A 14202-nucleotide genomic window follows, 5' to 3' on the forward strand; every position below is an offset into this window, starting at 1 on the left:
GGGGCTTTTATCTCTCATGATCAGCTGAGGTGTGAAAGCGAGTTGTTCTTTGCAAGTGAGACAGGAAGGATTTCTAATCCTCTTAAAAAGGCATTTTTTCTCCATTTCATCTCTTCAGACGCTATGGCAAGTTCGATATTCGGAAATCGTTTCAGAAGTGCGTTAAACGCAATTTGCCCTTCCAGTCTGGCCAGCGGCGCCCCTAAACAGAAGTGGATGCCAAAGCCAAATGAGATATGCCGGTTAGGTGTTCTGGTAATATCGAATGTTTCTGGATTTTCAAAACGTTCAGGGTCACGGTTGGCAGAACCGATGCCTATAAAAATCATATCTCCTTTTTTGATAGAATGGCCTTTGTATGTGAAGTCCTCGATGGCCCATCGATTCGCCATCATTACGACAGGGGAGGTGTATCGCAGCAGCTCTTCAACAGCTGTGTCTATCATTTCGGGATGCTGCTGAAGTTTTTCTAATTCTTCCCTGTGCTGAAGCAAAGCGAGAGTGCCTGATCCGAGTAAGTTAACCGTCGTTTCAAGACCCGCCACAACCAACAAGAACAGCATTGAATAAAGCTCTTTTTCGTTTAACTTCTGGCCATCCTCTTCAGCGTGCACAAGTTTACTAATCAAGTCGTCTTTTGGGTATATCCTTCTTTCATCTATCAGCTTCCCGATATAGCTTTTAAACTCTCTGAGGGCTTGATTGGTCAGCTCTCTGTTACTCTCTGAAGTATCAACCATGGCATTGGTCCATACTTGAAACTGTGAACGATCTTCTTTAGGTATTCCCATCATTTCTGAGATCACAATGAACGGCAGCGGGGACGCAAATGATTTCATGATATCCGTTTCATTCTCTTTTTCCATTTCATCTAAAAGCCGTTCGGTAATTTGTTCGATGCTGCTGCGCAGATTTTCAATCGTGCGGGGGGTAAACGCTTGATGAACCAATGATCTTAGGCGGGTGTGATCAGGTGTGTCTTTCGCCAGCATATGATCAGATACGAAATCGACATCCTCGCTGACATTTAACATTTTAATTTGTTCTTTACTCATCACGTTTTTTACGTCTCTGGTAACTCGATTATCTTTTAGGAACGCCATACAATCATCGTAACGGGTGATTAACCATGCCGGATATGTACTTCCAAACCGATTTAATTCAAATCGATGAATGGGGGCGTGCTCTCTAAAACGGCCCAAAACTGAAAAGGGATTTTCATTAAATTCTTTAGCATGCGGATGAAACATCAATTTTTCCATTTGCATTCTCCTCGCCTCATAATTAAAACTCAGATAGATCAGAAGTTAGAATCGAGCTTTGCGATGTCTGTACGCCCTCTTAAAAACAGATATCGTTTGAGATCAGCGACAGTCTGTTATGTCTAAAACTATATATCTATTTCAGACGTGATTCAATAGTTTCCAGATGAAAAAATTGGATTGTCTGGTGTATAAATGGTCAATTAAATAAGCGCCTTTGAATGAACTCAAAAGACGCTAACAAGACTGTATGTTTTCATGAAATTACAATTTTTGTTAGTTGTTTTGAAACATCGATTGTATATACCGCACGATCTGTCAGAACCTTAAGTCCTTTGGTTTCTTAATGAATGTGTATGACACCGAGTAAAGGGATCTCATAAGCACAAAGGGCTCCCAGAAGAGGGAGCCTTGTCTTTTTCTTGTTCTTTGAATCTATGATATTCTTTTAGACCTTTTTTTATTAATAAAGGCAGTTTTAAAACCTCTTGGCTCTTTCTTTAATCCCTAAATAATCTTGAAGGAGATCTTTTCTTATATTAAACGAGTGTGTTTTACAAGTAAGCAGATGGAGCTTTAGTCGGTCTGTTTTTAAGTTTGATTGAGAAGTTTCTTTACGCATTATTGATCACTTCCAAATCAGAACCATTATAGAGTTCTAATGCTGAAGCAAGCTCAATCCAAAGTAAAAGATCAACAATTTCATGAACTTTTTATCGGAAGGTCTAAAAATATAGGAATAAATACCGATATGGCAAATGAAATGTTTTTCTGAAATATAAACAGACGAGGCAGGAGAGAGACACATGCAGCAAAGCAATATATCAGATGTACAGAAATGGTTTCCGAGCGAGGACGGAAATGAAGCGAAAAGAAATGAATTTATGGATCTGATCGGGCAGCTGATTCAAGGAGTGGATGATTTGAAAAACCCCGATCAAGTCAATCTTGGCGGTGAAAAGAACAGGGAAGGCTTGTTTTATGAAAAATTGGTTTCCGAAAGCCGGATTCCCAATTCAGGTAAGCCGATGAAAGATGTCAATGAAGAGCTGTTGAAGCTTTTGCACGGACATCCATACCACTCAAAATACTTTTTCACAAATATTCTCCCTATGGCCAGCATACCTGGCATCCTAGGAATGCTTACGGCCTTTATGGTCAATGGCAACAACCTGTGGGATGTGTACGGTCCTGCCGGAGCAGAGGCGGAAGTGAAGGTCACCGCAATGATGTCAAAGCTTGCGGGTTATGATGCCGAAAAAAGCGGGGGCTACACGACTTGGGGAGGACAGGGCGCAGTCTACAGCGGTCTGCGGATCGCGATTGCCAAAATGGCGCCTTCGTCCCTTCAACAAGGGGTGCCCGGAAACTTCTATGCATTTTGTTCTGAAGCGGCTCATTACAGCTTGTATAAGTCAATGGAAGCCGTTGGGCTCGGGAGTGACCGCCTGATCAAGGTCAAAACTCATTCCGATCATTCCATGGACACGGAGGATTTGCGAAGAAAGCTGAGACAGGTGTGTGAAAGCGGAGGCATTCCTGTTTATATCGTTGCCACGACAGGGACGACAGATGCGATCGGAATCGATGATGTCAGTGCTGTCCGGCTCGCCGCCGAGGAAACGGCTCATGATTTTGGATTGCAGGCTCCCCATATTCACGCAGATTCTGCGCTGGGCGGATTTTTTGCGTTTTTTAATGAGTATGATCTTCATGAGAACGCTTTATCTTTCAGCCCTGCCGTCATCAGCATGATCAAGCCGATTCAAGAGAAGATGAAGCACCTGCATTTAGCCGATTCACTTTGTTTTGATTTTCAGAAGCTCGGTCAGACGCCGTATGTAACAAGCCTGTTTCTCGTTCAGGATGCTCATGATCTGAAACGGATTGACCTGGATCCTGATGAAACGCCTTATGTCGGCCACCGCGGCTATGGCGACTATCATACGGGCTACACGCTGGAATGTTCCCGGATGGCCAGCTCGATCAGTATGTACAGCGCGCTCATGGCATTTGGACGTGAAGGCTACCAAAAACTGCTCGGCCAGTTTCTTGAAGTGAATCTGCATTTTCGTGAACAGCTCGCACGTCGCATTCCACAGGCGGATATTATGAATCCGGACAACACCGGCATGTCGACGCTGTTTCGGATTTATCCTGAAGGGGCGCCTAGGTTTTCAGATGAAATCTCGGGAGCGTGCACAGTTCAAGAGCTGGAAAGAAACAATGCACTGAATGAAAAATTATTTGAAAAGCTCGGAGCGAAGAGGGATCAAATGTTTTTTGGCGATACGAAAAAGCATTTGCTTGCGGGAACACGTGAAGGGATTGAGGTTCCGCTCTGCGTCAGCAAATTTTTCGTCATCTCTCCTTATACAATGCCTGAGCATATTCCGGGAATTATTGATTATTTAAAAGAGAATATTGAGGAAGTCTGCCGGGCGCACGGTTCTCTCATGACAAATTAAAAGGGGATATAGACGATGAAAACATTGAAGAAAAAGCTAACGGAACACATATCAGCCAAAATCATGATCGGTGTCGCTTTGGTTCTCCTTATTACGATTGCAAGCTTTTCGATCGTTTTTAATATCATAAGCAAAGACTTGTCAGAACAGCTGAAACAGCAGTTTCAAAACCGGCTTTATACCGATATTCATCTCGCGGAAAATCAAATCAGCCGAATTGACGGGAACGCGCTTGATATGGACTCAGCTGACAGCCCGCTTTATCAGGAAACGAAAAAAACCGTTAATGAATTAAAAAAGAAAAACAACCTTGAAAATATTTATGTTCTCTCCAATCAGGGAGGCAAAGAACGAATACTCGTTTTATCCGATACAGAGGATGATTTCGGCACCGCATATGGCTTTTCACCCGAAATGAAAGAAGCTTTAACTGCAAATAAAGTGATGTTAAGCGATGTGTACGAGGATAAATACGGGATTCATCAGTCGATTTTTCTGCCGCTGACAGACAGTTCCGGTGAACAGACGGGGATTTTGGGCATCGATTTGGATGCTTCTGTCATTCCGGCCACAGCCGATAAAGCAAAATGGTACACGCTCGGAATCGCGGTATTTGTCATACTGATTGGAATGATCATGGCCTATTTTCTCGGCACTTACATTGCAAAGCCGATCCGGCAGTTGATGAAGGCCTCGGAAAAAATTGCGGACGGTGATCTATCAGCCGAAATCTCTGTCAAAAGCCGTGATGAGGCCGGCAAATTAGCCGAATCCTTTAAGCGGATGAGTGAAAATTTAAAACAGCTGATTGGACAAATTTCGGATTCATCCCAAGAGGTGTCCAAAACGAGTCACCAGCTCAAAAATGTCTCGGCTGAATCTAGTGAGAGTGCGGTTCAAGTAGCTGAATCCATGAACAGCATGAGCGAGGGAATCAATGAGGTCGTCTCATCTGTTACAGATTGTCATACATCGGCTGCTGAAATTGATCAGCAGATTTCCAACGTGACAGACAAAGTAAACGAGATGAAGGATGTCGCCGAAGGCGTCAGCAAAGATTCCAAGACCGGGCAGGAGCTTGTCGAAGAAACATTGCGTCAGACCCATATGATCAAGAACGTGATGGAAGAATCAAAACAAGCGGCAGCAGACATGCAGAATCACACAGAAGAAATCGAAAAAGTGATCGGAATGATTTCTTCAATAGCCGAACAGACGAATTTACTGGCGCTGAACGCTTCGATTGAAGCTGCAAGGGTCGGTGAAGAAGGACAAGGCTTTGCAGTTGTGGCGGGAGAAGTCAGAAAGCTGTCCGAACGCTCGGCAGACGCCGCTTTATCCGTCTCCCAGCTTGTAGCAGGGACACAGGAAAGCAGCCGTCTAGTGATGGAACGGATTCAGGAGGGCAATGATGCGGTTGACAAAGGGCAGGTTTTAATCAACGGCACATATGAGAATTTTTCAGGCATTTTTAAAGGAATTTCTCAATTTGCCGAAAGAACAGATCAATTGCTGCAATCCTTATTAAAAGTTGAAAAATCTTATCAAAGCATTTCTTCTGCTATGGAGCAGATTTCCGCCGTAACCGAGGAGCAGGCGGCAGGCTCAGAAGAAGTGGCGGCCGCGGCCGAACAGCAAAGCGCCGGCATGCAGGAAATCGCGTCGGCGATTGAGCAGCTGTCCTCTCTGTCCGAAGATTTAAATCAAGCGGCATCCAAGTTTAAATTGGCCGAATAAAAAGCAAGCAGCCTGATCAAAAATGATCAGGCTGCCTTGTTTTAAACCGGATTGAGGATTCGGTTTAAAAACTGTTTAGTGCGCTCCTCTTTTGGCGCGGAAAAGATTTGATCGGGCGGACCCTGTTCGACGATGACGCCGCCGTCGATCAAAACGACTTCATCAGCGACATCCTGCGCAAATTTGACCTCATGTGTGACGACGACCATCGTCCATCCCTCATTTGCAAGGTCTTTCATGACCTTCAGCACTTCACCGACCAGTTCGGGATCAAGAGCTGATGTAGGCTCGTCAAAAAGCATCAGCTCAGGCTTGATCGCCAGCGCCCGGGCAATGCCGACGCGCTGCTGCTGTCCGCCTGACAGCTGAAACGGATAAAGATCAATTTTCTCCTCAAGTCCGACTTTTTTCAGCAGCTGGACGGCTTCTTTTTTGACTTCCTCTTTATTGCGCTTTTGCACCTTCACAGGACCTTCCATCACATTTTGAAGCACAGTGCGGTGCGGAAACAGGTGATAGGCCTGGAATACCATTCCCGATTTTCTCCGCAGGCGAAGCAGATCAGCAGGTTTATGTTTCTTTGAAAAATCGATCGTAAAATCGTCAAAAGAAAGGATGCCGCGGTTTGGTATTTCAAGTGCATTCAGACAGCGAAGCAGCGTTGTTTTTCCAGACCCGGAAGGCCCCAAAATGGCGATCACTTTTCCTTTTTCGATGTTTAAATCTATTTTTTTTAAGATTTCGTTTTCGCCAAAGGATTTGTTCAGCCCTTTTATCGAAAGCATAGTCTTATCCCTCCTTATTTGGCCACATACCGGTCTAATCGCCGTTCAATCTGCTGCTGAACGATCGCAAGAACAAAACAGATGATCCAATAGATGAATGCGGCTTCCATATATATGATTAAAATTTGGTCAAGGTTGCTGGCGCCGATTTCCTGAGCTTTACGGAATAATTCAGCAACTAAAATCTGTGACGCGAGAGATGTGTCCTTAACTAAGCTGATAAATGTATTGGATAATGGCGGAATCGAAACGCGCACAGCCTGCGGCAGAATGACTCTGGAAAGCGCCGTTTTTTGGGTCATTCCGATCGAATAAGCCGCTTCCCATTGTCCTTTTGGAACCGAAAGGATGGAAGCGCGGATAATTTCTGATGCATAGGCGCCGACATTTAATGAAAAAGCGATGACAGCGCTTGGAAATGGATCAAGCGTGACTTGGAACGCCGGAAACAAGTAAAAAATGATAAACAGCTGAACGAGCAGAGGCGTTCCGCGGATCGCCGAGACATAAATGCCGAAAACCGCTTTTAAAATACGCGATTTGGACATTCTTGCAAGCGCCGTAATCAGTGCAATGATCATTCCGAAAATAAAAGAGAGAATGGCAAGGGGAATCGAATAATAGATTCCCCTTAGAAAAATCGGCCAAAACGACTCCCGCACAAGATCCCACGGGATGGCTGCACCGATGGCCGCCGCCTGTATATTATTTAGAAACATCTTCACCAAACCATTTCTTCGCTATGTTAGCCAGTGTGCCATCCTCTTTCATGTCATTCAGCGCGGAGTTGACTTGCTCAACCAGTTCACCGCTTCCTTTGCGGAAAGTGAAATGTGTCGTTTGAGGTTCGCCTGTTTCAAAAGCGATTTTCAGGTTTTTGCTGTCTGATGATTTCAAGTAGTTCAATACGGCGAGCTTATCATTATAGGTAAGATCAACACGGCCCTGCTGAATAAGCTGGAATGACTGAGCCATCCCTTCAACACCTTCGATTTTGGCCCCGGCGTTTTTCGCCAGATCGTTATAGTTGCTTGTCAATGACTGTGCAGCCGTTTTTCCTTTGACATCCTCTTCAGATTGAATGTCGTTATTGTCCGCTTTTATGACAACGACTGCTTGGGAAGTTGTATATGAATCGGAAAAATCGTACTTGTCTTCACGGTCTTTCTTTCCGACCTGATTGGCCACAACGTCAAAACGCTTTGAGTTGAGACCGGCAAACATGCTGTCCCATTGCGTTTCTTTAAAGTCAACTTTTAGGTTGAGTCGCTTCCCGACTTCCTTCATGACTTCGACGTCATATCCTGTTAATTTGTCCGTTTTTTTATCATGAAAGGTAAAAGGCTCGTATGTCCCTTCTGTTCCGACGGTCAGTACCCCTTTATCTTTAATTGAAGACCAAAGATCCTTTTCGCCGCCCGTGTTTTGATCCTGGGAATTGTCGCCCGATGCTCCGCAAGCGGCTGTCACGGCAATCAATAGTGTCATGAGTACAGCGAATATTGCTCTTTTCATTTTTATTCCCCACTTTTCTGATTGGATTTAGTTGATATGATTTTACTTAAGGGCCTTCCAAAAGTAAAGCATAAACCTTTTTTAGTATGAGTCAAGAAATTCGTTTTTAGTGATGAAGAAGGTCATTCATGTTCATGATCAAGACGGATATTCCATTTTTTGATTCGGTATTGAAGGCTCTGCCTGCTGATCCCCAAGAGCCTCGCCGCCTGTGAGACATTGTCATTGCATTTTTTGAGGGTTTTTTGAATATAATATTTTTCAGCATTCTCGATTTGCTCCTTTAAGGGCGTGGCTGAGGCGGAAGGGAGCGGGGCAAACAGATCATAACCAGGCGGCGCCGGCAGCTGCTCTTTTGCCGCGGTTTTCGCCCTGTATTGCAAAGGAAGATGCATCAGATCCATTTTTTCTTCATATGACATCAAATTCATTGCGCCTTCGATCAAATGCTCAAGCTCCCTGACGTTTCCCGGCCAATCATATGAAAGAAGGAATCGGCGGACTTCATCTTCAAAACCGTTGACCTCCATTTGGAACAAAGCGTTGTATTTGTCGATAAAATGCTTTGCAAGCGGCATGATATCTTCTTTTCGTTCTTTTAATGGAGGAATGAACAAGGTGACAACGCTCAGCCTGTAGTACAGATCTTTCCGAAGGCGCTGGGCGCTGACAGCATCGACAGGGTCTTCGTTCATCGTTGCGATGATTCTGACATCGATCGGAGTGTCCTTTGAAGCGCCGATCCGCCTGATCGTTTTTTCTTGAATAGCGCGCAGCAGTTTTGCCTGCAAACTGAAGTCCAACGAATTGATTTCATCAAGGAGCAGTGTACCGCCGTCAGCTTGTTCAAACAGGCCGGGACGGTCTACGGCCCCCGTGAACGCACCTTTTACCGTACCGAATAAAAGACCTTCGATCAGACTTTCCGGGAGGGCTGCGCAGTTTTGTGAAATGAATGGGCCCGTTGAGCGCTGGCTTCCGTTATGTATGCTTTGGGCAAACAGCTCTTTTCCGGTTCCAGTGTCTCCTACAATCAGAATGGAAGAAGAGGTTCGGGTCGCCCGTTTTGCATGTTCAGAGACTTCTTTGATTGCCGGGCTGGCGCCGATCAGGCTGTCAAACGTATATTTTGTGTTTTCGGTTTTATTCATATTTTCCCTGATCAGCCGTTCAAGTTTTGTGACATCTTTGGCAATCTCGACTGCTCCTTTTATATTCCCATGTTCCATAATGGGAAATGTATGATTGACGGTCGTAATTTCCTGGCCTTTGTTATTAAAGTAAGTCTGCTTGACGTTTTTGTTTGTTTTTCCATACTGGAGCGCCTGGACGAGTGTGCTGTCATGCTGGTTGGCAAACGTAAAAACATCCAGCAGATTTTTGCCGAGCACATCCTGGACATCCATCCCCTCAATCTGACTCATTTTTTTGTTATATACGGCAGATGTGCCGTTTTCATCGACGACATGCAGGCCGACATCAATTTCATCAATGATCCTTTGAAAAATAAGCTGCAATAATTGATTGTTTGTAAGCACGTGACATCCCCCTTTGTCTATCTGTTTACATTTTAAGCGAAGATCCATGACGGGTGCAAAAAAATATGCATTCATTTTTTGCATGTTTGAAGAAAAAGTGCAAAAATTTTTGCGTCCTTCAGGAATAAAATTTTGAATATTTGCGGTTTTCCGTGTTGGCACGATACTTGCATATAACAAATAGTGAAACAAAATACGACATCTGGCATGTATGTCCAAAAACAAGAAGGAGGAATCCGAATGACGGTTTTATCAAAATCCGAGAAAATTATGAATCAAACCGCACATTATGGCGCGAATAACTATCACCCTCTGCCGATCGTGATTTCTGAAGCGGAAGGCGCATGGGTAAGAGATCCTGAGGGCAATCGATATATGGATATGCTGAGCGCTTATTCCGCAGTGAATCAAGGGCACAGGCACCCGAAAATCATTCAGGCGCTGAAAGACCAGGCCGATAAAATCACCTTGACTTCAAGGGCTTTTCACAATGACCAGCTGGGTCCTTTTTATGAAAAGGTTGCATCGTTAACGGGAAAAGATATGGTGCTTCCGATGAATACCGGCGCTGAAGCGGTTGAATCAGCAATTAAAGCGGCGCGGCGCTGGGCCTATGATGTAATAGGCGTCTCAGACAACCAGGCGGAAATCATCGCATGTGAAGGCAATTTTCACGGCCGGACGATGCTGGCCGTATCCCTTTCTTCAGAAGAAGAGTATAAGCGCGGCTTCGGGCCGATGCTTCCCGGCATCAAGCTGATTTCTTATGGGGATTTGGAAGCGCTGAAAAAAGCGATCACGCCGAACACAGCTGCTTTCTTGTTCGAGCCGATTCAAGGCGAAGCGGGCATCGTCATTCCGCCGGAAGGCTTTTTAAAGCAGGCGGCTGAAATCTGCAGAGAAAACAACGTCCTGTTTATCGCCGACGAAATACAGTCAGGACTTGCGCGCACAGGCAAGATGTTTGCTTGCGATTGGGAGGAAGTCGTTCCCGACATGTACATTTTAGGAAAAGCGCTTGGAGGCGGTGTGTTCCCGATATCATGCATCGCGGCAAACCCGGATGTGCTGGGTGTATTTAATCCGGGTTCACACGGATCGACCTTCGGCGGAAACCCGCTTGCCTGCGCCGTATCTATCGCCGCACTGGAAGTGTTGGAAGATGAACATCTTGCAGAACGTTCTTTAGAGCTTGGGGAATACTTTAAAGAAAAGCTTTCAGAAATCGACAACCCTAAAATGAAAGAAGTCCGCGGAAGAGGCCTGTTCATCGGGGTTGAACTAACTGAGGCGGCGCGTCCGTATTGCGAACGTTTAAAAGAAGAAGGGCTGCTCTGCAAAGAAACGCATGAGACGGTGATTCGCTTCGCTCCTCCTCTGGTCATTTCAAAAGAGGATCTAGATTGGGCCATTGAAAAGATTACCCGAGTTTTGTCGAAGTAACCTGAGAACGGCTGAACAATAAAGGGGTTGTTCAGCCTGTTTTTTTCGCGTGTATGCGAAGTTTGTCGTAAATTGAAATATAAGGAAATTATTCAGAAGATTTAAAAAATAGGTATTTCGAATGAAGGGGATCTGGAAAACAGGGAGAAATCTAGCGGAAGGGGTGTAGCGGTATGAATCACGAAAACAGAGAACAATATACATTGAAAAGAACAATGACATCACGGCATTTATTTATGATCTCGCTTGGAGGCGTCATTGGGACGGGCTTTTTCTTGGGAACAGGCTATACAATTAATGAAGCGGGGCCGATCGGGGCGATTCTTTCCTATTTAGCAGGCGGAATGATCATGTATTTTACAATGCTGTGCCTTGGCGAGCTTGCGGTGGCAATGCCTGTTTCAGGCTCTTTTCAGACATACGCGACAAAATTTATCGGTCCTGCCACAGGCTTTGCCGTCGGATGGATCTACTGGCTTGGCTGGTCGGTTACGGTCGCATTGGAGTTTCTATCGGCTGGGCAGCTGATGAAAAGGTGGTTTCCGGATGTCGGCGTCTGGATATGGTGTTTGATTTTCGGAGTCCTGCTTTTTTCGCTCAATGCCCTCTCTGCAAAGGCCTTCGGGGAATCGGAATTTTGGCTGTCCGGGATTAAGATCATTGTCATCCTTCTTTTCATTATTCTCGGAGGCGGTGCGATGTTTGGCCTGATCGACATGGAAGGCGGACAGGCTGCACCGTTCTTCTCCAATCTGATTGGGGACGGTATTTTTCCAAACGGCTTCGGAGCCATCTTTATTACGATGATCACCGTCAACTTTGCCTTTCAGGGAACAGAGCTGATCGGGATAGCGGCGGGAGAAAGCGAGAATCCGGAAAAAACGGTGCCGCGCTCCATCAAACAAACGGTATGGCGGACATTGGTGTTTTTCGGCCTGTCTGTATTTGTGCTGGCGGGATTGATCCCCTGGGAAAAAGCAGGGGTTGTTGAAAGTCCCTTCGTTGTCGTATTCGAACAGATTGGCATTCCATACGCCGCAGATTTGATGAACTTTGTCATTTTAATCGCTTTATTGTCGGTGGCGAACTCGGGTTTGTACGCATCGACGAGGATGCTATATTCCTTGGCGAATGAAGGGATGGCTGCTTCAGCTTTAAGAAAGGTCAACAAAAGAGGCATCCCGATGAATGCGCTTTGGATCACCCTCGGCTTTGCGGGCTTGTCTCTCATATCAAGCGTAGTCGCCGCAGAAACGCTGTACATCTGGCTTCTGTCGCTTGCCGGATTGAGCGCGCAAATCGGCTGGATCACGATTACGGTATCACAGCTGTTGTTCCGCAGACAATATGTAAAAGAAGGCGGAAAAGTTGAGGATTTGAAATTTAAAACCCCTTTATATCCTTTTTTACCGCTGGCGGGTTTTATTTTAAACAGCGTCGTCCTTGTGAGCCTTGCCTTTGATTCAGAGCAGCGGATGGCTTTGTATTGCGGGATTTTGTTCATGTCGGCCTGCTACTGTGTATATCACCTTTTTGTGAAAAAACGCCAGGCTGCTGAACATCAGGAAGAAATGATCTATCAAACTAAAACGAATGATGAGGTGGCTGTTGATGAATAAACATGTTTCACTGATTGGAATGCCGATGGATTTGGGACAGGCAAGGCGCGGAGTTGATATGGGGCCGAGCGCCATCCGCTACGCCCATGTCGTGGAGCGCTTGTCTGAACTGGGATATGATGTCAAAGACCTCGGCGATGTGCCGATTAACCGCGACCAGCCTAAAGGTGATGAAGGATTGAAAAATTTAGTCTCTGTTTTGGAAGGGAATCAAAAATTAGCCGACATTGTTGACAATGTCATCGAACATCGCCGCTTTCCCCTCGTTTTAGGCGGGGACCACAGCATTGCCATCGGGACGTTGGCGGGTGTCGCCAAACATTATCAACAGCTCGGTGTGATCTGGTATGACGCCCACGGAGATTTAAATACGCTGGAAACGTCGCCGTCAGGCAATATCCACGGCATGCCGCTGGCAGTGAGCCTCGGAGTCGGCGATGAAAAGCTTGTCAGGCTTCACGGATATGCGCCAAAAATCAAACCGGAGCACGTCGTGATCATCGGTGCGCGTTCTCTTGATGAAGGGGAGCGGAAATATATCCGCGAAACAGGGATGAAAGTCTATACGATGCATGAAATTGACCGCTTAGGCATGACGAAGGTGATAGAGGACACGATCGAGTATCTGTCGGCAAACTGTGACGGAATTCATTTAAGCCTTGACCTCGACGGTCTTGACCCAAGCGATGCTCCCGGAGTCGGCACGCCTGTCGTCGGAGGCATCAGCTACAGGGAAAGCCATTTAGCGATGGAGATGCTCTATGACGCCGACATCATTACATCGGCCGAGTTTGTCGAAGTGAATCCAATATTGGACCATAAAAATAAAACCGGTGAGGCGGCCGTCGAATTGATCGAATCGCTGTTAGGCAAAAAGCTGCTGTAAAGCATGCAAAGGGAAGGGCATCTGTGAGATGCTCTTCTTTTTTTTTGCGAGGTCGGCCCCAAATAAAAACCGGCTTTAGAACAAACTCAAAAATTGTCTCACAGGTTTCGGCAAAAAGCTGTTGGCCCGCCAGACGACGGACGGCGTCAAAATAAACGGATTGTCTTTAATCTCTAACGTCTGGACATGCCGGGCAAAATGCTCCGGAAGCATGGATAATGGCAGAATGGTCGCTCCGAATCCCGAAGTGACGAGACTGAGCAGTGTTGTTGAATCATGGCACTCACAGACGACTGTCGGCTCTAAACCGTATGTTTGAAAGCTGTGAACGACCTCATCGTAAATCCCTTTTCCGTGGGCGGGCCTGAGCAGAATCAACGGCAGTTCGGAAATGTCTTTCATCCCGGCTTCCCCGCTGAGGCCGTATGATTGATTCCCCGGGAGAACGAGCTTGCAAGGGATGTCGGGCAGGTTTTTTGATTCAAAGTTTTTGCTGTAGAAAGGCGTAGTCGTAATTGCTGCATCAATCTGCCGGCTTTCCAGCAGTTCATTCAGCCGCACGGGCTCTCCTTCCCAAATGTTAAACATTAAGTTGGGGTACATTTCTCTGATCTGTGAGACCTTTGACAGCAAAAGGGCTGCACAGTAAATCGTTGAACCGACAGCAAGCGTCCCATTGACTTCTTCACGCAGCTCCCGCACTTCCAAGATGGAATCCTCAAGTTTATGCAAAATGTCTTTCGCCCTTTTCAGAAAAACTTCTCCTTCATAGGTCAGCGTCAGGTTTTTCTTTTTGTTGCGGTCAAATAAGACGACACCGAGCTCCTCTTCCATTTGCTTCAACTGTCTGCTTAACGGCGGCTGGGCGATATGAAGCTTCTTTGCAGCCGTTGTGATTTTTCCTTCCTGGGCAATCGTGACAAAGTATTTTAATTGGCGAATATCCATT

At 45.8% G+C, this 14202-nt stretch carries 11 protein-coding genes and 1 pseudogene; 5 read left to right on the forward strand and 7 right to left on the reverse strand.

The window, feature by feature from the left end; all coding sequences use genetic code 11:
* Nucleotides 1–20: 20 nt before the first annotated feature.
* A complete protein-coding gene (locus RBH91_RS02315) occupies nt 21–1262 on the reverse strand; it encodes a cytochrome P450 family protein (RefSeq protein WP_307893333.1) in 1242 nt (413 codons plus the stop codon).
* A gap of 256 nt (nt 1263–1518) precedes the next feature.
* Nucleotides 1519–1647: pseudogene (locus RBH91_RS02320) on the reverse strand (hypothetical protein); the annotation flags it as partial.
* A 421-nt stretch (nt 1648–2068) separates the two neighbouring features.
* On the opposite strand from RBH91_RS02320, the gene RBH91_RS02325 reads away from it, so the two are divergent.
* A complete protein-coding gene (locus RBH91_RS02325) occupies nt 2069–3730 on the forward strand; it encodes a pyridoxal phosphate-dependent decarboxylase family protein (RefSeq protein WP_307893334.1) in 1662 nt (553 codons plus the stop codon).
* Nucleotides 3731–3745: 15 nt separating this feature from the next.
* Complete coding sequence (locus RBH91_RS02330) at nt 3746–5467, forward strand: methyl-accepting chemotaxis protein (RefSeq protein ID WP_307893335.1); 1722 nt, start codon at nt 3746–3748, stop codon at nt 5465–5467.
* Nucleotides 5468–5508: 41 nt separating this feature from the next.
* Here the strand turns inward: RBH91_RS02330 and RBH91_RS02335 are convergent, their stop codons facing one another.
* The 4 genes from RBH91_RS02335 to RBH91_RS02350 all read right to left on the reverse strand — a co-directional run bounded on the left by RBH91_RS02335 (nt 5509) and on the right by RBH91_RS02350 (nt 9305).
* Nucleotides 5509–6252: an amino acid ABC transporter ATP-binding protein gene (locus RBH91_RS02335; protein WP_307893336.1), complete on the reverse strand. Its 744-nt coding sequence runs from the start codon at nt 6250–6252 to the stop codon at nt 5509–5511.
* Between the two features lie 14 nt (nt 6253–6266).
* The gene (locus tag RBH91_RS02340; RefSeq protein ID WP_307894627.1) at nt 6267–6971 is read right to left on the reverse strand and encodes an amino acid ABC transporter permease; all 705 of its coding nucleotides are present in this window, start codon (nt 6969–6971) and stop codon (nt 6267–6269) included.
* Nucleotides 6958–7767 (reverse strand): cystine ABC transporter substrate-binding lipoprotein TcyA, encoded by an 810-nt coding sequence (gene tcyA / locus RBH91_RS02345; RefSeq protein ID WP_307893337.1) that lies wholly within the window; start codon nt 7765–7767, stop codon nt 6958–6960. Before tcyA ends, RBH91_RS02340 begins: the two co-directional genes overlap by 14 nt.
* Nucleotides 7768–7889: 122 nt before the next feature.
* Entirely contained in the window at nt 7890–9305 is a 1416-nt protein-coding gene (locus RBH91_RS02350; RefSeq protein ID WP_307893338.1) for a sigma-54 interaction domain-containing protein, read from the reverse strand.
* Between the two features lie 240 nt (nt 9306–9545).
* Between RBH91_RS02350 and RBH91_RS02355 the strand changes: the two genes are divergently transcribed.
* The 3 genes from RBH91_RS02355 (at nt 9546) to rocF (ending at nt 13253) form a co-directional block, all read left to right on the forward strand.
* Complete coding sequence (locus tag RBH91_RS02355; protein ID WP_307893339.1) at nt 9546–10748, forward strand: ornithine--oxo-acid transaminase; 1203 nt, start codon at nt 9546–9548, stop codon at nt 10746–10748.
* 173 nt (nt 10749–10921) lie between these two features.
* Nucleotides 10922–12367: an amino acid permease gene (locus RBH91_RS02360; protein ID WP_076758273.1), complete on the forward strand. Its 1446-nt coding sequence runs from the start codon at nt 10922–10924 to the stop codon at nt 12365–12367.
* Nucleotides 12360–13253: an arginase gene (gene rocF, locus RBH91_RS02365; protein ID WP_307893340.1), complete on the forward strand. Its 894-nt coding sequence runs from the start codon at nt 12360–12362 to the stop codon at nt 13251–13253. The genes RBH91_RS02360 and rocF overlap by 8 nt, the downstream gene beginning before the upstream one ends.
* Nucleotides 13254–13328: 75 nt before the next feature.
* Here rocF and RBH91_RS02370 read toward each other — a convergent pair whose 3' ends face one another.
* The gene (locus RBH91_RS02370; protein ID WP_076758278.1) at nt 13329–14201 is read right to left on the reverse strand and encodes a LysR family transcriptional regulator; all 873 of its coding nucleotides are present in this window, start codon (nt 14199–14201) and stop codon (nt 13329–13331) included.
* Nucleotide 14202 lies beyond the last annotated feature (1 nt).

Source organism: Bacillus swezeyi (assembly GCF_030908325.1).
Lineage (GTDB): Bacteria > Bacillota > Bacilli > Bacillales > Bacillaceae > Bacillus > Bacillus swezeyi.

Excerpts from the sequence above, each read along its gene's own strand:
- RBH91_RS02355 (WP_307893339.1), top strand. The coding sequence starts at position 9,546 with ATGACGGTTTTATCAAAATCCGAGAAAATTATGAATCAAACCGCACAT.
- RBH91_RS02335 (WP_307893336.1), bottom strand. The coding sequence starts at position 6,252 with ATGCTTTCGATAAAAGGGCTGAACAAATCCTTTGGCGAAAACGAAATC.
- tcyA (WP_307893337.1), bottom strand. The coding sequence starts at position 7,767 with ATGAAAAGAGCAATATTCGCTGTACTCATGACACTATTGATTGCCGTG.
- rocF (WP_307893340.1), top strand. The coding sequence starts at position 12,360 with ATGAATAAACATGTTTCACTGATTGGAATGCCGATGGATTTGGGACAG.
- RBH91_RS02360 (WP_076758273.1), top strand. The coding sequence starts at position 10,922 with ATGAATCACGAAAACAGAGAACAATATACATTGAAAAGAACAATGACA.
- RBH91_RS02370 (WP_076758278.1), bottom strand. The coding sequence starts at position 14,201 with ATGGATATTCGCCAATTAAAATACTTTGTCACGATTGCCCAGGAAGGA.
- RBH91_RS02340 (WP_307894627.1), bottom strand. The coding sequence starts at position 6,971 with ATGTTTCTAAATAATATACAGGCGGCGGCCATCGGTGCAGCCATCCCG.
- RBH91_RS02325 (WP_307893334.1), top strand. The coding sequence starts at position 2,069 with ATGCAGCAAAGCAATATATCAGATGTACAGAAATGGTTTCCGAGCGAG.
- RBH91_RS02315 (WP_307893333.1), bottom strand. The coding sequence starts at position 1,262 with ATGGAAAAATTGATGTTTCATCCGCATGCTAAAGAATTTAATGAAAAT.
- RBH91_RS02330 (WP_307893335.1), top strand. The coding sequence starts at position 3,746 with ATGAAAACATTGAAGAAAAAGCTAACGGAACACATATCAGCCAAAATC.